The sequence below is a fragment of the Paenibacillus sp. J22FR83 genome (genome assembly GCF_059691955.1).
Map to the genome: position 1 here is coordinate 83,143 of NZ_JCAUAM010000007.1, position 18,174 is coordinate 101,316.

An 18,174-nucleotide genomic window follows, 5' to 3' on the forward strand; every position below is an offset into this window, starting at 1 on the left:
ATAAGGAGGAAATTATTCACAATGGAAAGTTCTAATCAAGCTACAATGAGTGCAGAAGGGCCGGATTTGAGCAAAATCAAACGCACCCCGATTGTCGTCGCGCTTATCATCGGCGCATTCGTTGCAATTTTGAACGAAACGTTGCTCGGGAATGCTTTTCCAGATTTGATCACGGCGTTAAATGTAACCCCTTCTACAATTCAATGGCTATCTACTGCCTATATGTTGGTTGTTGGTGTGCTCGTACCGGTTACAGCCATTCTGCAAGAATGGTTTACGACCCGACAAATGTTCATCGGTGCAATGACATTATTTTTAATAGGTACGCTTATTGCGGCGTTTGCTCCAGGTTTTGAAGTGCTGTTGGTAGGGCGAGTTGTACAGGCGCTAGGTACTGGCTTGATGCTGCCGGTAATGATGAATACGATTCTTGCGATATACCCACCTGAGAAGCGAGGCGGAGCGATGGGACTGATCGGTCTAGTCATCATGGTCGCACCGGCCATTGGACCGACGGTTTCAGGTCTCATTCTTGATCAGCTTGAATGGCGTTGGTTGTTTTACTTGGTCACGCCACTTGCGGTATTCTCGATTGTTTTTGCGTTTATCTATATGAAAAACGTATCTAGGATTACGAAGCCGAAGGTTGATATACTGTCGATTATTCTCTCGACGATTGGTTTTGGTGGTGTCGTGTATGGATTTAGTAAATCGGGCGACCTTGGTTGGGGCGATCCTTTGGTCTATTGGATGGTTGCGGTAGGTGTCCTCGGTATTGTAATTTTTGCATGGCGTCAATTGATGCTTAAGAGTCCAGTTATGGACATGCGCGCGTTTAAGTTTCCCATGTTCTCGCTTGTTACGGTACTTATGCTCGTGATGATGATGACGTTGTTCTCCACGCTGACATTGCTGCCTTTATACTTGCAAGGTCCGCTTATGTTGACGGCGTTCTCTTCAGGTCTTATTATGCTGCCAGGTGGTATTGTCAACGGAATGATGGCACCTGTAGCAGGCGTTTTGTTTGACAAACTCGGTCCACGTGTACTCGTTATCCCAGGGCTTGCTATTGTTCTTGTCGCGATCTACATGTTTACTAGTGTTGATATGGAGACGACGAAGGGCTATCTCATCACAGTACACATTATTATGATGATCGGTATTTCACTTGTGATGATGCCTGCCCAGACGACGGCGTTGAACCAGTTGCCGCGTGCGTTGTATCCTCATGGTACGGCGATAATGAACACGCTACAGCAAGTTGCTGGTGCAATTGGCGTGGCGCTGTTCATCAGCATCATGTCTAACGGTACGAAAGATTATCTCACAAAGTCGAGCAATCCAGCAGATCCGATTGAAGCGCTAAAAGGCATGGTTGAGGGCTTGCATAGTGCTTTCTGGGTAGGTTTTTACTTAGGGGTTCTTGCGCTCGTAATCGGTCTGTTCATTCGTCGTACGAGCCCTCCTGAAGGTGAAGAACCTCGCCAAGGCATGGGACATTAAGTTGTTGCCGATTAAGATAAATTAATTACATTATAATTTTCGTAACAGATCTCGTCACGCAGACCTCAGAAGGTTTTGCCATGACGAGATTTTTTTATGGAAAAAAGCGATCGCCGCTCTCAGAACCATTATGGTCTGTTTCAAGCCCCCTAAGGCACCAGTTTTAGGGGGCTTTCTGTTGAGAAAAATCGGCATCATGACGGCCATTTATAAACCAACCCAGTACCAATACAAGGATGGAGAGAATAAATGCGATCCCAAAAACGGTTTGCAAACCGGCAACGATGCTTTGTGTTGTATCTTCAAACGCAACGGGATCGAGCGAATGGTGAAGATAACGGTTGGCTCTGGACGACATGATGCCAACGAACAAAGCGATGCCAATTCCCCCAGCAATCTGCTGGAGCGTATTGTATATGGCTGTACCATGGGGGACCAGGTGAGGCGGGAGTTGATTCATGCCTGCCGTTTGAGCAGGCATGACGACAAACGAAATGCCTATGAACAAGAGGATATGATTGAACAGAATCGAGCCTCGGGTTGTATCGCTGTCTATACCGGCAAATAGCCACAGTGATAAAGCGATCATGAGGAGTCCAGGCATTATGACGAATCTCGGGCCGAATTTATCGAATAATTTTCCCGTTACGGGCATCATCATCGCGTTTAGCATACAGCCTGGCATCAGAAGTAAACCTGTCGCGAATGCTGTCAATTGCATCACATCCTGCATATAAATGGGCAGCAATGTCGTGGTGGCGAATAAAACCATCATCAGCACGACGATCAATACCGCAACCAAAGCAAAAGTGGAATACCGGAATACGGAAAGATCAATCAAAGGTTCTTTAATCTTGAGCTGCCGCCAAGCAAGCAAGAGTAAGAAGAAACCGCCTATGGCAATCAGGCTGTAACTCCCAAGCGTCCAGACACCAGTCTGACTGAAACCGTAGGTGACACAACCAAACCCGAGGGTTGACATAACAATGGATAAAAGATCGATCCTTGGCTTGGTTATTTCGGTAACATTCTTTACGTACTTGAAGGCATAAATAATCGAAAACAATGCGGCAGGAATCACCATGTAGAACAGCCATCGCCAGTGCAAGGTATCGATAACCAATCCCGACAAAGCTGGCCCGATGACAGGTGCGATCATGATGACAAGCCCCATCAGACCCATGGCAGCCCCTCTGCGTTCCGGCGGATAGAGAGCTAGAATCGTATTCATCATCAATGGAATTAATAATCCTGTCCCGCAAGCTTGAACAATCCTGCCTATCAGCAAGACTTCGAATCCAGGGGATACGGCACACAAGCAGGTACCTGCTAGAAATAACGCCATCGCGGACATAAACATCCGGCGAGTCGTGAACCATTGCTGTAGCAATGCGGTTACTGGCACCAGTATGCCGATCATCAGCATATAACCGGTCGATAACCATTGTATGGTCGAAGCAGCAACGTTGAACTCACGCATTAATCCAGGAAATGAATTCGTAAGTAAATTTTCATTAAGAAATGCAATAAATGTCCCGAGGAGCAGGGCAGTTAACATCGCCCCTCTCTTTATTCCACTTGCCTCTTGAACCTGTCCGTTCATCCTACACCATCACTTTCTAACAAGGAGTAAAAGTTATCGCGGTCTTCATCATCGAATCGGCCAAGCGCCCGTACCCTGACAAATTCATGTCCACCGAACATGTCGATTTCCTCGCCGAAATGATTGTAGAGCGCGATCATATGGCCATCTTGATTCAGCTCTAGATATCCGTAATAAGTTGTCTCTAAGGCTTTGCCGTAAAGGACCAAAAATTTGATTTTATCCACGCTGTTCATGCAGATCTCCTTCCTTGTTCTTCATCAATCTGAAGAATATTTTACGTGACACCGGATGAATTGGAAAAAGCGATATGGCCCTGCATACTCGGAAATTGATTCCTATGTTGAAAACATAAGGGGTGATCCCCCGCTATATCGCTCTTTTGCACATTATCTCTTGACGGGATGCGATTTGGGGATTATGATAACGTGCCGGTTAACCCAACAAGTGAAATCAACGAAAAAGCTCACTCCACAGCTCTATTTATTTAGCAACCCTGAATAGAAATCAGATATAATGAAGAATAGAATGTAACAGCTAAATTCGAGGTGCCGACCCATGATTCTGAGTACCAAACTTCATATCCCACAAACGCGGCGCGATGACCTTGTTGAGCGATCAGCGATCACAGAGCTATTAAATAAAGGATTAAAGAGCAAACTTACATCTGTAACGGCTCCTGGGGGATACGGCAAAACCACTGCTTTGAGTCAATGGCTGCAACAGTCCGCCATACCTGCCGTATGGATTTCTTTGGGCCCTCAAGATAATGATTTGATTGCGTTTTGGAGTTATACGATCGCTGCAGTCACTAGTAAGAACCCGCAATTTGCGGAAGCGGTCTCCCCGTATGTGCCATCCTTAAAGTCGGGAGCGTTTGAGTCATTCATCTCAGCCATGATTCGCGAGCTTGACACCTATTCCGATGAATTGGTCATCATTTGGGACGATTATCACGCGATTGATCTTGCCCCTATTCAAGCATCGGTCGCCTATTTTCTAGCGTATTTACCCCCTCACATTCACCTTTATATAACAAGTCGGGCTGAAATGCCCTTTCCTACGGCAAGGCTGCAGACGACTGGACAAATGGTAAAAATTACGATTTCGGATCTGCGATTTCAACTTAAGGAGGGAATTCGTTACTTTCAGGATTGTATGGGACTTTCACTATCGGGAGAAAAGATAGCTGTGTTGGTCGACCGCACGGAAGGTTGGATTAGCGGCCTGTATCTTGCTGCCATTTCACTGCAAAGAAGCGGCAATTATTCGGATTTTATCCGCGCCTTTAGCGGGGAACACCGCAACATATCCGATTATTTGTTTCAGGAGGTTTTTAGTCTCCAGCCGAGGGAGATTCAGTCCTTTCTATTGGTAACTTCAATCGTGGACAGGATAAACGGCCCGTTGTGCGAGGCAGTTACTGGACAAGCGAATTGTCAGGAACTGCTGGAACTGCTGGAACAGCATAACTTGTTCATTGTTTCATTGGATAACCAGCGCGAATGGTATCGCTATCATCACTTGTTTTCCGATTTTTTACGGAGGCTTTTCCGGCAGAGGTATGCGGGACAATCGAAGGAGCTGCATGTTAAGGCAGCCCATTGGCTGGAGGAGCACGGATTCTTGGAAGAAGCGGTAGAGCAGCTGTTTATGGACGGGCATCATCTCGAAGCAAGCGCTTTGATTGAAAAGCATCAGCAAAACCTTCAGGCGAAGAGGGGAGTACTCCATCGCTGGTTGCGGGGGCTACCGGAGTATTGCTTCACTGGAAAGCTAAGAACTCAGTTTCTTTATGTCAAAATCATGGTGGAAACCAATGAAATGGAGTTGGCACAAGCTAGACTTCGTCTAATGGAGGAGAAGCTATCCGATCCGGAATGGAAACCTTACGCAGGCAATGTTCATTTTTTGTCCGCGGCTGTTTCTTTTTACCGAAGAGACTTTGTTCGGGCTAATGAATATTTTGAGGTTTTTGATCGGCATACACCAGAGGGCAGCTATATCCAAATGATTGAAGCGAACTCGTTTTCGATGTATTTCGATACGTTATTGAGCTTTTTCAACGATTTGCATGATGCGGAGAGATTCTTCAATAAGTGGATCAAAGTATGGGAAGATAGAGACAATTATCCCTATGTCGGATTCTTTTACAATACATACAGTTTGTTGTTATATGAATGGAACCGCTTGGAAGAGGCAGAAATGTATGCGGAGAGGGTACTGAGATCAACGTGCATGCAGCCTTATGCGCTTATCCTATTAAGCGCTACTGTCAATGCTGTGCGGATCTGTCAGGCTAGGGGAGATTCGGCTAAAGCGTTTGATTTGCTTGAGGGAATCAAATCTAAGATACATTCCGTGGACAAAAATATGTTTATGCGGAGGATTGAGGCGGAGAAGGCCTATTTGTCGCTTGCGAACGGTTCATTCGATGAGAGGTGGCTGGAAACTTGCGGCATCCAATATACGGATACGATCCCGCTCGGTCCGATCAAAGAATATCTTATTTTGGCAAGTGCGCTTATGGAATGCGGGGAAGTTGATGAAGCCCTGCAATTGCTAGAACAATTGTATGCGCTTGTCGATAAGGAGAATCGGACCTGGGATAAGGTTAAGGTGACGATCTTGCAAAGCATGGCTTTTTATCGAAAAGATGATAGGACGAACGCTGTAATGAAACTGGAGGCAGCGCTTCAATTAGCGGAACCAGGGAAATACATCCGCAGTTTCATGGATGAAGGGGCCAAGATGGCTGAGCTGTTACATGAATACATCCGACAAAGGCAGATCAGCGCTAACCGTAAGTCCGCGAGCATGCGCTATGCCAGGGAATTGCTGTTGCTGATGTCAGATCATAGGAAAGAGACTGCCAGTTCAGGAGCACTTATCACGAAACAAGAGTTAAAAATATTACGAATGGTTGATATGGGGCTGTCGAATAAACAGATCGCCGAACAACTTCAGATCACAGCGGAGACAGTCAAGAGCCATCTGAAAAGTATATACAGAAAGCTTGATGTGAACAGCAGAGAACAGGCATTAAAGCAAGGGAAGGAATTCCAATGGCTGTAGCGAACTAGTTAGCGCAATCTAACAAAATTATCATCATACAATACATATTAGCATCATGCATATCCCCCATATTCATAACGTCCATCCCCCATTAATGGGGGATTTTTTTATTAGGACGAAAGTCATAGAATGAGGACAAAAGTGTCAATAATCGACAAAAATGGCGTGGAGGTGCCGGAGAAGATGAATAGCGTAATTACCAAAAAGAGAGTAGCAGCCATGCTGATGAGTTTCGTCATGCTGGTTCTTCCAGTAATGCAAATTATTCTGGGAGGTGGTGATGCTTATGCCGCAACAGAATCCAAGGTGTGGACTGACATCACGAAATCAGGGGGATTTTGGAGTCCGTATGGTGTGACCATAGGTAGTGACGGCACATTGTATGTAACAGATAGGGATAGTAATAAAATTAGGAAATTGCCGAGCGGAGGCAGCGCTTGGGTGGATATCACCAATTCAGGAGGATTCAACTATCCGAATGGCATAGCGGTAGCCAGTGATAGCACGTTGTATGTAGCGGATGGCAGGAATAATAAAATCAAAAAACTGCTGAGCGGAAACAGCTCTTGGCAGGACATTCCCAATGAAGAACAATACGAATTCAACAATCCAACGGGTATAGCAGTGGACAGTAACGGCACGTTGTATGTGGCGGATCCTGGCTATAACCAAATTAAAAAACGGACGAGCGGAGGCAGTGCCTGGGAGTATGTCGACTATTCAGGGAGTCCGGTAGGCATAGCCATAGGCAGTGACGGCTCCATGTATGTGACAGATCGCTATTATCAACAAGTTAAAAAACTGCCGAGTGGAAGCAGCACTTGGGAGGATGTCACCCATTCGGGAGGATTCAACAATCCTGATGGTATAGCAGTTGGCAGCGACGGCACGCTGTATGTAACGGATGGTACGTCTATGCAAATTAAAAAACTGCCAAGTGGGGGAAGCGTCTGGGAGAACATTACAGGTTCGGGGACATTTAACACGCCAGGTGGTATAGCAGCAAGCAGTGACGGCACCGTGTATGTGGCGGATATGTATAATAGCAAAATTAAAAAATGGTCCACCGGCTACCAAGTGAGCTTTGATAGCAGGGGAGGGACAAACATTAATACCCAGTCCATAGCCAAAGACGGCTATGCAACTGAGCCGGCTACGAGCAAGGCATACAGCACATTGGAAGGGTGGTATAGTGACAGCGCGCTGACGCAACCCTTTAACTTTGCAACAACAGCAATTACAGCGAACCTAACGCTATACGCGAAGTGGGATACAAGAGTGTGGTCAGATATTACCAAATCGGAGTCATTTATTTATCCAAGTGGTGTGGCGGTAAGCAGGGATGACACGGTATATGTGACGGACAGAAATAATCACAAAATCAAAAAATTATTGAGCAATAGCAATACTTGGGTGGATATCACGGGTGTACAAATTTTTTACTCGCCAAGCGCTATAGCTATCGGCAATGACGGTACGGTATATGTAGCGGATGCTGGAATTGGTCAAATTAAAAAACTGCCCCGCGATGAGAGCGCCTGGGAAGACATCACCCTTTCAGAGAATTTCAGTTTCCCAGGGGGGATAACAGTCGATAGGTATAACACAGTGTATGTGGCGGATACGGGCCATAATCAAATTAAAAGACTGTTAAGTGGCGGGAGTACTTGGGAGAATATCACGTATTCAGGAGGATTCAACAATCCTAATAGTATTGCAGTAGGCAGTGATGGCACCTTGTATGTGACGGATACACGCAATGACTTAATTAAAAAACAACTGGTTGGAGGGAACACCTGGGAAAGTATTACGCAATCTGGGGGAATTTCCTATCCGATGGGCATAGCCGTAGACAGTAATGGCTCGTTGTACATTTTGAATTCTGAAGATACTCACCAAATTAAAAGGCTTTCGGCTGGAGGAAGCGCCTGGAAGGACATAGCCGATTCAGGAGGATTCAACAATCCTAATGGGATAACCGTAGGCAGTGACGGCATGTTGTATGTGGCGGATACGTATAATCATCTGGTTAAAAAGCAATCGCATGCGTACATGGTAAACTTCGTTACCAATGATGAGTTATGGACAACGGCGAATCAAATTGTAATCCACAATAATCTGGCAACAGAGCCAATTGTACCAACGAGAACGGGTTATTCGTTCGAGGGGTGGTACACCTCAAGTCAATTTAGTGGAACCCCATTTGACATTGCGACAACTGCCATTACTTCGGATTATTTGTTATATGCGAAGTGGGTAGTAACATCAGCAGCTGTAACCATTGATGCGCCAGTGGTGGATGCAACTCCGCAGGATACAGCAGCAATTGAAGAAGCAACAGCCAATGCTAATTACACAGTTACACATGTAGCCTGGAATGAACCTTTGACAGCAGGCGGCAAATTTAAGGGAGGCCAAAGCTATACAGCAACGGTTGAACTAACATCCAAGAATTCAAAGGAATTCCAGGCAGGAGCATTCACCCCGACAGTAGAGGATGCATCCGAGGTTGGAACTACAACGACAACGGGTTCAGGTGTAGGCAACACCGTGACGTTTACGGTAACTTTCCCAGCAACGGAAGTACCAATAGGTACAGCTGCAATAGCTGGAGTAACGCCGCCAGTCAGAGGAGCAACGCCGGTATCTGCCATAACAGCGGCAAGTGAATACACAGCAACGGTAGCATGGTCGCCGTCTGACGCTATATTTGCTCCGAGTACAATTTACACAGCTATAATTACAATTACACCTAATGAGGGGTATACCTTAACAGGTATTGGTGAAAACTTCTTTACCGTAGCGGGAGCCACCTCTGTAACTACGGATGCTGAAACGGGCGTCGTAACCGCCGTTTTCCCGGCAACTGAACCATTAAACAATAACGCGTTGCTCTCTAACATAACCGTTGATCAAGGCACACTGACATTTTTATCATCGCAAGGTACGTATTCAGTGAATGTTCCGAACGCGATAACAAGTCTCAATGTGGCAGTAACCAAAGCAGAAGCGAGTCAAACGCTTGGAGTTACGGGTGCTGTGTACACTACGGCAACGGGTAATGTTTATAATTACAATGCATCGAACCTTGCGGTAGGGGCAAATACGATTAATATCGTAGTGACTGCCGAGGATCAAACACAAAATGCGTATAACGTAACGGTTAACCGTTTAAATAACAACGCGGACTTAAGCGGATTGACCCTGTCGGGCGTTACGCTAACCCCGTCATTCGTCTCCGGGACCACAGCATATTCAGCTAATGTGGCGAATGTTGTTTCCAGTACGACCGTTACGCCAACCGTATCCGAGAGCCATGCAAGCGTAACTATAAACGGAACTGCCGTTGCAAGTGGTCGGGCAAGTGATGTAATTCCTTTGAATGTTGGAAACAATGCTATCACCACGGTTGTGACAGCGCAGGATGGTACACTAAATACCTACACAGTTACGATAACTCGTGCACTTGCACCATCCAATGACGGAGGCAGTGTGCCAACGGCACCAACAGGACCAACAGGACCAACAGGACCAACGTCCCCAGCTACTTCTACGGACGGTAACCTCACGCTCCCAACGGGCAGTATCGGCGAGGTTAGTTTGAATAAAGAGGTGACCGTCTCCATTCCAGCAGGGGCTACGGATCGAGAATTAAAAATAACGATTAATAAAGTATTAGAAACGCAGGCACTACTAACCAACCAGAAGTCTCTAGCCAGCCCAGTGTTTGAGATTTTGAAGAACTTCTTAGAGAACTTTAGTAAACCAGTCACACTGACCTTTGCTTTTGATAAGTCCAAATTGAGCGGCGACCAAACCGTATCCGTATTTTACTTTGACGAAGCAAAAAAGGAATGGGTGAAGGTCCCCGGGGGTAAAATTAACGAAAGTAAGATTACCGTAGAGGTCGATCATTTTACGAAATATGCCGTATTTGTTGAAGGTAAAGTTGCAACGCCGCCAACAACTAACTTTAGCGATATCGCGGGGCACTGGTCCGAAGCGTATATCAAGAAAGCGATTGGCCTGGGTATCGTTGGCGGCTTCCCAGACGGTACGTTCAAACCTAACAAAACCGTAACGCGCGCGGAATTTGCAGTGATGCTGATGAATGCACTCAAAGCGCAAGGACAAGGAGCCGCGCTGGCGTTCACGGATAAGGCGGAGATTGGCGAGTGGGCGCAGAAAGCTGTCGCGCAAGCGGTACAAGCAGGCATTATTCATGGATATGAGGACGGCAGTTTCCGTCCTGATTATGTTATTACACGCGCTGAGATGGCAGCAATGATCGCATCAGCTCTAGGTAAGTCTAGCCAAGTGGATGCCGCAACTACCTTCTCAGACGACAAGGAAATACCAGCGTGGGCGAAAGCGAACGTGGCGTTCGTCAAACAAGCGGGCATTATGCAAGGCAAAGGCGATAACCAATTTGCACCTAAAGACAATGCAATCAGAGCAGAAGCTGTAACGGTGTTGCTCAATATGCTGGAGCAGAAGTGAATTTGTATAGAAAAACGCAGCCCAAGCGAGTATAGGGCTGCGTTTTTATTTTTCCGAACATTTTCTGTGTTTTTCTAAGAATTTTCAATAGCTTTGTGTTGTACATTATTTTCAAATGCCGCAGTAAGACGTGGTAAAGGTATACCTAACTTTTTGGCTTCTCTCACAACTTCAAGTACCGCAAAACCTGCTTTACTATTGTTGTATTCGATGAAAAGTCGTGGTAAGCTGCCCTTTGCAAAAATAATTTTGTTAAAAAGCATACCGAGAATTGCTGGTGGAATCTTAGTTAACAGTAGAGAAATCGTATCAATCTTTGCACCTCTTTCTTTAAGTACAGGGACAATTTCCCTCATATTCTTACCAACATTTGCGAATGAGTCACTATGATTCATGAGTGCTGGGAAACTTCCCATTTTTAACACCTCGGTCTCCATAGCCGCATTCATGGCAAAGTGATTCCATAGCCAGTTTTGCATATCCTTTATCCAACTAATTCTAAAATGGGCACTTTCAAATAGTTCTTTGACCTTGTTGTTAATATATTCAGTGCCTACCCGTGGTTTTTCCAGAAATAGCATTTTTAAAAAGCCGCCTCTAAGCCTATTATCTGCGATGCCGCCGCCTCCTCCTGGGAACCCAAAGACAACATTGTTCATAGACAATGGTGAAATCGATGATTTCAAATCTTGCCAAACGTTATTGAATATTAGAATAGGGGTGTCTCCAGCGGAAGTCGATAGTAATTGTGCTGCTTCTGGAAGTTGTTCCGTGTTGACACTCACAATAATGAGATCATAATTTGGGCTCAACTCCTCATGCAGGTTGACGTTCCAGCTTTCTTTTATTAGCTGTTTCCCTCTTCGTGCGTCCCACATTTCAAGCGCTATGTTGCTTCCGAAGGTTTTTTTTCTCCCTTTTCTAACGAAAAACTCAACTGTATGTCCTGCCTTTTCAAAAGCCCAAGCATATTGGGTCGATATTACACCTCTACCGAAGAGTAAAATTCTCATATTGCCTCCTAAATATATATATTAATCCTTGTCGATTATCAAACAACGTGTTGTATAATGTTATTGTATAGATACACTATGCGGTCATCAACCATCAGATTTTTAATATCTGTCGTATAATCGATTGAACAGAAAATGGAGGCAAATAATGAATAAGCAGCCTGAAATTACGGATAAAACAAGGCAAACATTTATAAATGTATTCTGTGATTTATATAGCCAAAAACCAATTGAAAAAATATCCATTCAAGAGATTGCTAACCAATCAGGATATAATCGCAGTACATTTTATCAATACTTTACGGATATCTATGAGTTGTTGGACTGTGTTGAAAAGCGCGTCTTGAAATCCATTAACGAGGAAATGGCAGGCAGAGAGTTTTCTACACATACTTTCCAAGATGCACTGCAATGCTTGGAAGATGCAGAGGAAATTTCAGTTCTTAAAGCCCTCTTGGGCGATTATGGTTCTGTTCATTTTATTGAACGCCTGAAAAGAGAGATTCCCTTCGAGAGATTAATTGTGGACTTTCCAACAAATGATGCCTTAGCACCATACATAATTGAGTTTTACATATCAACATTAATGTCTATGTTTCGCCTTTGGATACGCAACGGCAAAGATCTATCGTCGGAAGAATTGGTTAAGTTGGTAGATAGCCTATTTGCAAATGGGATAACACCGTATCATATCTTTGGTACGGTCAATCCACGGCGACTTGATTCGAATTGGTAGAAGTTAGCCTACCGTTTTTCGATTCTAGGAAACCATGGTAGGAATCGATTCGTTTCTCTTTTATATTGCTGGTAAGCCAGGTTATGCGCGTAACGCCGATCAAGGAACGGTACGCCGGAAACCTTGATTAGTAGAAGGTTAATCAACAGGGAACTGATTAACGCACCCCAACCACCGGGCATAGGGAGGACGATGAGTGCGATTCCCCACCACATAACAGCTTCGCCAAAGTAATTGGGATGGCGAGTATAGCGCCATAATCCGCTTGCCAGTACTTCTTCTTGGTTTCGGCGGTTCTTCTTAAATTGCCGAAGTTGCCAGTCGCCGACGGTTTGGAACATGAACCCGACAATCCATACAGCCAAACCGAGGTAGCAAGCTAAATCAAAGACGCCGAGCTGTTCCGAATGAACGCGAATGATGGGATAAGCGAGCAGCAGCATAATGAATCCTTGCATCATGAAGACCCGGAAAAAGGCGATGAGCACTGCTCGGCTGCCCCATTGTTTACGGAAGTTGGCATAGCGGTAATCTTCCCCACGACCAATAGAACGAATGAATAGATAGACCGCTAACCGAATTCCCCATATGCACACCAAGATCGTGATCAGTAATTGTCTACCGTCAAAACCTTGTTGATAGCCGAACGTCGTCAGTGCGATGATGACGAATCCTAAGCCCCAGCCGATATCTACGATCGAGTTGTCTTTCTTGACTTGCGCTACTAAGAATAATAAGGCCATAAAAATAAAGACAGCAAATCCACTGATTCCATACAATACCCACATTTACGTATTCCTCCTTGTATTTTCACCGCTAAGCATCATGGCCACGCTCACCGCTCCCTTGCCTGCATGCAGCCCGATGACAGGTGCTACTCCAGTGATGTACAGCGGGTTTTGTCCAGTCATCTGGACCATTTCTTCTACGTAACGTGCGCTGTCCGCCTCAGCTCCAGCATGAAGGATAACATAACGTTGGATTGGATTGCGGCGATGGATGAAGGAAATCATTTTCAGCATTTCGCCTAGATTGGATTGTTTATAAAAGGTTTTCCCGTAGAGGATCGATTGGCCTTCTTGATTGACAGATACAATGGGCTTCATATCGAGCCATCTTGCGATTTTCCCTTGAAGCGGGCTTACTCGTCCGCCTCTAATCATGTGCTTCAACGTCGGCACGCTCACGAGAATTTCCGTACGAGGAATGGACGATGCTAGCAAATCAAGCACATCCTCAATCGGTTTCCCTGCTTTAACTGCTTCAGCGGTTTCATGAACGATAAGACCGTAAGCGCCGGACAAAGTTCTCGAGTCTACCACATGTATTCTGTCCGAATCCATGCGTTCGGCTGCTTGTCGACATGCATCGTAGGTGCCGCTTAACGCCTTAGATAGGTGAATAGAAATAATATGGTCATAATGAGTCAATAACTGTTCATAAAGCAATGTAATGGTTTCTTGAGCAGGCTGGGAGGTAGTTGGTTGCTCGGTCATCCTCTCAAGCTTGTCATAGAAAGTATCTAATTCAAGGGTTACTTTATCTAGATAGGTGGAACGACCGAGCTGGAGATGTAGAGGAATCCTATGAATCTGGTAGTCATCCAGCCACGGTTCTGGCATATCGCAGGCGGAGTCGATCACAAGGGCAATAGATGCTTGGCGGTTGTAAATCATATCTTTCTGCCGCTTCATATCTTCAACCTTCTGATAGACGATCCAGCCGTTATTTTGAATCACTTCGGCGACCCGTGCAGGATCGTTAGTATGAATATGGATTTTGCCCTGAATACCGTCACCAACGGCTACCATCGAGTTACCCAAAGTCGCGACTTGCCCTTTGACTTCTTCTAAATTCGTCCTGATGTCGAACATAAATTCGGCACAATAACGAAACGCAAGGGAATCGGAGAGATTATGGGATGGGTTGTAAATAATGTCGTCAGAGGAAGCGAACGGTACCGGTTTCTCAAAGATCTGCTCGGCAACCGGGGATGTATCATCCAATGATGCGATAAATCCCTGCAAGAAATGGATAAAGCCTCTCGCTCCCGCATCGACGACATTATGCTTTCGAAGCACCTCCAGCTGGTGCTTGGTATTCTCCAACGAAATGCACGCCTCAGCGTAAGAGCGATGCAGCATGTCTGCAAGCCCCTCCGAAGGAGCGAGCGCTGTTTGAAGAACGTTGACCCAGTCATCCATGACTGACAACACGGTTCCTTCCTGCGGCTCTTGCACGGAACGTCGGGACATTGCGACGGATTGCTCGCACATTTCAATAAACTGTGCTATCTTCAGCTCTGGGCGTGCGGTCATATAGCTGCACATAGCAAGGATAAACTGCGAGAATATCATGCCTGAGTTGCCGCGCGAGCCTCTCAAGCAAGCTCGTTTCATACTTTCGAGCATCTCGGAGGAGGTATCGCTCCATTTCGTCTCCCGCACGAGCATTCGCATTAAGTGCGCAAGGTTGCTTCCCGTATCCCCATCAGGAACGGGGAAAACGTTGATAGCATTCAACTCTTTTTCCCTTGATATAATTTCGTTAGCTCCGGCCAAGATCATGCGGAATAACGTAGGATGATTTAGAACTTGCAAGTCTGGACCTCCTGTTGAGGGTTCGGGGGAAGGCTAGGTTTTCCGAATAAGTAGCCTTGAAATAGCCCATACCCTCGTTGTTTTAACCATTCGAAATCTTCTCTGGATTCGATCCCTTCCGCTAGCGGTACTGACCCGATGCGTAAAGCTGTTTCGAGGAAAAGTTCCGCAGTCCGCTGCATCGCCGAATTTCGTGAGACGCCATGTACATAGGAGCGATCCAATTTCATATAATGAGGCTTAAGCTCCGACAGCATTTCTATCGTACTGAAACCTTCCCCGACATCATCAAGGGCGTATTTAAACCCTTTTTCCTTGTAAAACGCCAATATACGCTTCAGATGCGCCAAGTCTTCGGTCTTCTCAGTTTCAACAACTTCGAAAACAAATAGCGAAGGGTCAATGTTCAATTTTGTGGCTAAATCGATGGTGGACTTTAAACAAAATTCGGGAGAATAAATGGACGTTGGTATAAAATTAATAAACATCTTGGCGCGAAGAGGCGCAGCTTCTTCAACTGCTTTCATCCTGCATAGTCGGTCTAAAGCGTATAGCCGACCACGTTTCTTGGCAGCCGGGAAAACAATGTTCGGATATAGCAAGGAACCGTCTTCGTCCATGAATCTCGCCAATGCTTCATAGGCATAAATCCGTTCTTCGCTGTCAACAATAGGTTGGAAATACATGAAAACTCGACGCTCAGATATTAACTTGTCGATCCACTTCGTTTCAGCAATCACCGGAAGCTCCGACATGGGCCTCCAGTCCTCTCCCGGCAGCCGAATTCTCATTTTCTCTTGATCCAGGTGATCGTTGCAAAAGTCCGCAAGCTCACGAGCTCCGAACTCTTTAATTGTTAAAGTATCTTCATTCTCAAGGTGCAGGGCGTTTCTAATATGCATAAGATTAGACACATCATGCAACAAATTCCGGTTATGGGCCCCCTCGACTTTAATTTCGATGAGCAACTCATTCAGTCCGCAACCTTGGCAGCTCATTAGCATTTCCTCCCGTGAAATCGGATTTGTCGTTAATTCAGGATCAATTTGATTTCGTTCGCTTTCCCATCTAGCTTAGTGGTGGCTTTCCCGATGTCCTGGAACTCTCCTATAGCTTGCTGGATTCGTCTCTGGCTCTCGGAAGCGTAGATCCGCGAGCGTTTCGTGCTTTCCCCGACTTCCCGGACATGGGCCTCGATTTCTTCAACGTATTTGCTTGCTTCCTTAGTCGCTTGTTCGACTTGAGCTGCGAGCTTGCGCACCTCGCTAGCGACTACAGCGAAACCTCGCCCGTGCTCCTTTGCGTGAGCAGCTTCGATCGCCGCGTTAAGGGCAAGAAGATTTGTTTGTGAGGCAACGTCTTTGATGGATCGTACGATTTTGCGAATGGAATGGGACTGGTGTTCCAATTGAAGTAGAACAGCCATATTCTCCTCGGAGCCCGAAACGACGCTGCTAACCGCTTCTTCGATTTCCTTGCTGCGAGCTATGCCTTCCTTGGCCCGATGCAGCAGATCCTCCGACATCTGTAAAAGATCCCCGGTCAATCGGGCAGCCGCTTGTTCCCGCTCATCGATGTTAGTCGCGATCTTCAACACGCCGAACGGTAGTCCATCTTCACCGAGAATCGGCATATAAGTAGCTTCAAGCCAAATAAGACGCCCGTCTTTTCGCACTCTATGGATTTTGTTCTGAAACGCCTTTCCTTGCCTTAATCCTTCCCAGAGCTTAGGATAGTGAGCACTGTTTCGAAATTCAGGCGTACAGAAAGTCGTATGTCGCATACCGCGCATTTCCGATGATTGATAGCCCATGGAGTTCGCGAAGTTATCGTTGGCATAAAGCACATTGCCTTCCATGTCGAATTCAATCATGGCAAGGGAGCTTTCAATGGCCGTCATCAATGCAAGAAGTTTCGTATCGCCATGTGTCTCTATTAAAGCCGTTGCTTGATTTCTGTTCATGGGAATGAGCTCCTCGGTTATGTATAGATTTTATAATCATAATTGTACAAAATCTATACAAAATTATCAATAAATTTTGAGAATTAATGAAAAGTTCATAAAATTGATGAAATTTTTGACAAAGCTCTCCTCATTTTGTATTGATTATGTATAATTAAGTGGGAGGAGGGGACGAAATCATGTATAGCATGAAAAAGGCGTCCGAGCTGCTTGGTATCCCAGTCGTAACGATTCGTGCCTGGGAGAACCGATACGGGGTTATAACTCCGAGCCGAAGCGGTGGCGGACATCGCCTGCTAAGCGAAGAAGATTTATCAAAGCTTCGCTTCCTTAAAAACCAAATCGAACAAAACGGCTTGAAGATTAGCGAAGCAGTGGCGAAATTGCTACAGCAGAACAAGCCTATCCCTCCAGTACAAGAAGCAGAACAAGCGGCGAGCATTCGAACCTACGACATTTTAGTCGAAAAGCTATACATGGATTTGATTCATTTCAGATCCGTCCAAGCGGACGAGACGATAGATCTGGCGTTTGCCTTGTATGACTTCGAAGAGGCGTTCCGACGCATCATTGTTCCTGTTCTATATAGGGCTGGATCGGATTGGGAGGCAGGAAAAATCGTCGTCGCACAGGAGCATTTCGCTTCAGAAACGATTATGCGAAGAATATCCGCCTTGTTCAGAATTTTTCCGGTGAATCCCAGCATGCCTGTTGTATTGGCTTTTTGCCCCGAGGGAGAACGGCATCACCTCGGGCTCATGTCGTTTAGCCTATTCTTGCGTAAACGCGGAGCCGAGGTATTATATTTAGGACCCGATACGCCTTTGAAGGATCTGGATAGCATCATTGCAAGTCAAAATGTATCTTTTATCGCCGCTTCCGTGACGGACCGACGCCATGTGGACAAGCTCTTGGAGTGGATTGAATTAGCCATACGGAACCATCCTCGATTGAGGTTTCTTCTCGGGGGGGCCGCATTCGAATTAGAGGAATGCCGCCCTGTGAAAGCTAATGTTCGTTATATGTCTGTCGAAGAATGGGAAGATTGGCACAACGCTTAAGAATGATGGGGTCAGCAGGATCGACATTTATAAGCGTGGGGGAGTAGTGACGTTCTAAAATCTGAAAGGCACCCGAATAGGGTGCCTTTCGATTATGTTGAATAGAGGTTGCGAAGCGCC

At 45.8% G+C, this 18,174-nt stretch carries 12 protein-coding genes; 5 read left to right on the forward strand and 7 right to left on the reverse strand.

What is annotated here, in order from left to right; translation table 11 throughout:
• Nucleotides 1-45 precede the first annotated feature (45 nt).
• Nucleotides 46-1,503, forward strand: a complete 1,458-nt coding sequence (locus tag AC58PV_RS14165) for an MDR family MFS transporter (RefSeq protein ID WP_497433107.1) — start codon at nt 46-48, stop codon at nt 1,501-1,503.
• 163 nt (nt 1,504-1,666) lie between these two features.
• Here AC58PV_RS14165 and AC58PV_RS14170 read toward each other — a convergent pair whose 3' ends face one another.
• Nucleotides 1,667-3,106 (reverse strand): MDR family MFS transporter, encoded by a 1,440-nt coding sequence (locus AC58PV_RS14170; RefSeq protein ID WP_497432869.1) that lies wholly within the window; start codon nt 3,104-3,106, stop codon nt 1,667-1,669.
• Complete coding sequence (locus tag AC58PV_RS14175; protein WP_497432870.1) at nt 3,103-3,342, reverse strand: hypothetical protein; 240 nt, start codon at nt 3,340-3,342, stop codon at nt 3,103-3,105. Before AC58PV_RS14175 ends, AC58PV_RS14170 begins: the two co-directional genes overlap by 4 nt.
• A 322-nt stretch (nt 3,343-3,664) precedes the next feature.
• Between AC58PV_RS14175 and AC58PV_RS14180 the strand changes: the two genes are divergently transcribed.
• Nucleotides 3,665-6,181, forward strand: a complete 2,517-nt coding sequence (locus AC58PV_RS14180; protein ID WP_497432871.1) for a winged helix-turn-helix domain-containing protein — start codon at nt 3,665-3,667, stop codon at nt 6,179-6,181.
• A 183-nt stretch (nt 6,182-6,364) separates the two neighbouring features.
• Nucleotides 6,365-10,681 carry an S-layer homology domain-containing protein gene (locus AC58PV_RS14185; RefSeq protein ID WP_497432872.1) on the forward strand — a complete coding sequence of 1,439 codons (4,317 nt, stop codon included), beginning with the start codon at nt 6,365-6,367 and terminating at the stop codon, nt 10,679-10,681.
• Between the two features lie 74 nt (nt 10,682-10,755).
• Here AC58PV_RS14185 and AC58PV_RS14190 read toward each other — a convergent pair whose 3' ends face one another.
• Nucleotides 10,756-11,694, reverse strand: a complete 939-nt coding sequence (locus AC58PV_RS14190) for a ketopantoate reductase family protein (protein ID WP_497432873.1) — start codon at nt 11,692-11,694, stop codon at nt 10,756-10,758.
• 148 nt (nt 11,695-11,842) lie between these two features.
• Between AC58PV_RS14190 and AC58PV_RS14195 the strand changes: the two genes are divergently transcribed.
• On the forward strand, nt 11,843-12,430 hold the full coding sequence (locus tag AC58PV_RS14195; RefSeq protein ID WP_497432874.1) for a TetR/AcrR family transcriptional regulator: 588 nt from the start codon (nt 11,843-11,845) through the stop codon (nt 12,428-12,430).
• An 8-nt stretch (nt 12,431-12,438) separates the two neighbouring features.
• Here AC58PV_RS14195 and AC58PV_RS14200 read toward each other — a convergent pair whose 3' ends face one another.
• From AC58PV_RS14200 to AC58PV_RS14215, 4 genes are read right to left on the reverse strand one after another with little or no spacing between them, the layout of a single operon-like run.
• Nucleotides 12,439-13,218 carry a DUF1295 domain-containing protein gene (locus tag AC58PV_RS14200; RefSeq protein ID WP_497432875.1) on the reverse strand — a complete coding sequence of 260 codons (780 nt, stop codon included), beginning with the start codon at nt 13,216-13,218 and terminating at the stop codon, nt 12,439-12,441.
• Nucleotides 13,219-15,030, reverse strand: coding sequence for a DegV family protein (locus AC58PV_RS14205; protein WP_497432876.1), 1,812 nt, complete (start codon nt 15,028-15,030; stop codon nt 13,219-13,221).
• Entirely contained in the window at nt 15,018-16,028 is a 1,011-nt protein-coding gene (locus AC58PV_RS14210) for an EAL domain-containing protein (protein WP_497432877.1), read from the reverse strand. Before AC58PV_RS14210 ends, AC58PV_RS14205 begins: the two co-directional genes overlap by 13 nt.
• Nucleotides 16,029-16,060: 32 nt before the next feature.
• Complete coding sequence (locus tag AC58PV_RS14215) at nt 16,061-16,993, reverse strand: methyl-accepting chemotaxis protein (RefSeq protein ID WP_497432878.1); 933 nt, start codon at nt 16,991-16,993, stop codon at nt 16,061-16,063.
• Nucleotides 16,994-17,172: 179 nt separating this feature from the next.
• Between AC58PV_RS14215 and AC58PV_RS14220 the strand changes: the two genes are divergently transcribed.
• On the forward strand, nt 17,173-18,054 hold the full coding sequence (locus tag AC58PV_RS14220) for a MerR family transcriptional regulator (protein WP_497432879.1): 882 nt from the start codon (nt 17,173-17,175) through the stop codon (nt 18,052-18,054).
• The last annotated feature ends 120 nt before the right edge of the window (nt 18,055-18,174 follow it).

Coding starts and splice junctions, on each gene's coding strand:
- AC58PV_RS14195 (WP_497432874.1), top strand. CDS start 11,843: ATGAATAAGCAGCCTGAAATTACGGATAAAACAAGGCAAACATTTATA.
- AC58PV_RS14165 (WP_497433107.1), top strand. CDS start 46: ATGAGTGCAGAAGGGCCGGATTTGAGCAAAATCAAACGCACCCCGATT.
- AC58PV_RS14190 (WP_497432873.1), bottom strand. CDS start 11,694: ATGAGAATTTTACTCTTCGGTAGAGGTGTAATATCGACCCAATATGCT.
- AC58PV_RS14170 (WP_497432869.1), bottom strand. CDS start 3,106: ATGAACGGACAGGTTCAAGAGGCAAGTGGAATAAAGAGAGGGGCGATG.
- AC58PV_RS14200 (WP_497432875.1), bottom strand. CDS start 13,218: ATGTGGGTATTGTATGGAATCAGTGGATTTGCTGTCTTTATTTTTATG.
- AC58PV_RS14175 (WP_497432870.1), bottom strand. CDS start 3,342: ATGAACAGCGTGGATAAAATCAAATTTTTGGTCCTTTACGGCAAAGCC.
- AC58PV_RS14185 (WP_497432872.1), top strand. CDS start 6,365: ATGAATAGCGTAATTACCAAAAAGAGAGTAGCAGCCATGCTGATGAGT.
- AC58PV_RS14210 (WP_497432877.1), bottom strand. CDS start 16,028: ATGAGCTGCCAAGGTTGCGGACTGAATGAGTTGCTCATCGAAATTAAA.
- AC58PV_RS14220 (WP_497432879.1), top strand. CDS start 17,173: ATGTATAGCATGAAAAAGGCGTCCGAGCTGCTTGGTATCCCAGTCGTA.
- AC58PV_RS14215 (WP_497432878.1), bottom strand. CDS start 16,993: ATGAACAGAAATCAAGCAACGGCTTTAATAGAGACACATGGCGATACG.
- AC58PV_RS14180 (WP_497432871.1), top strand. CDS start 3,665: ATGATTCTGAGTACCAAACTTCATATCCCACAAACGCGGCGCGATGAC.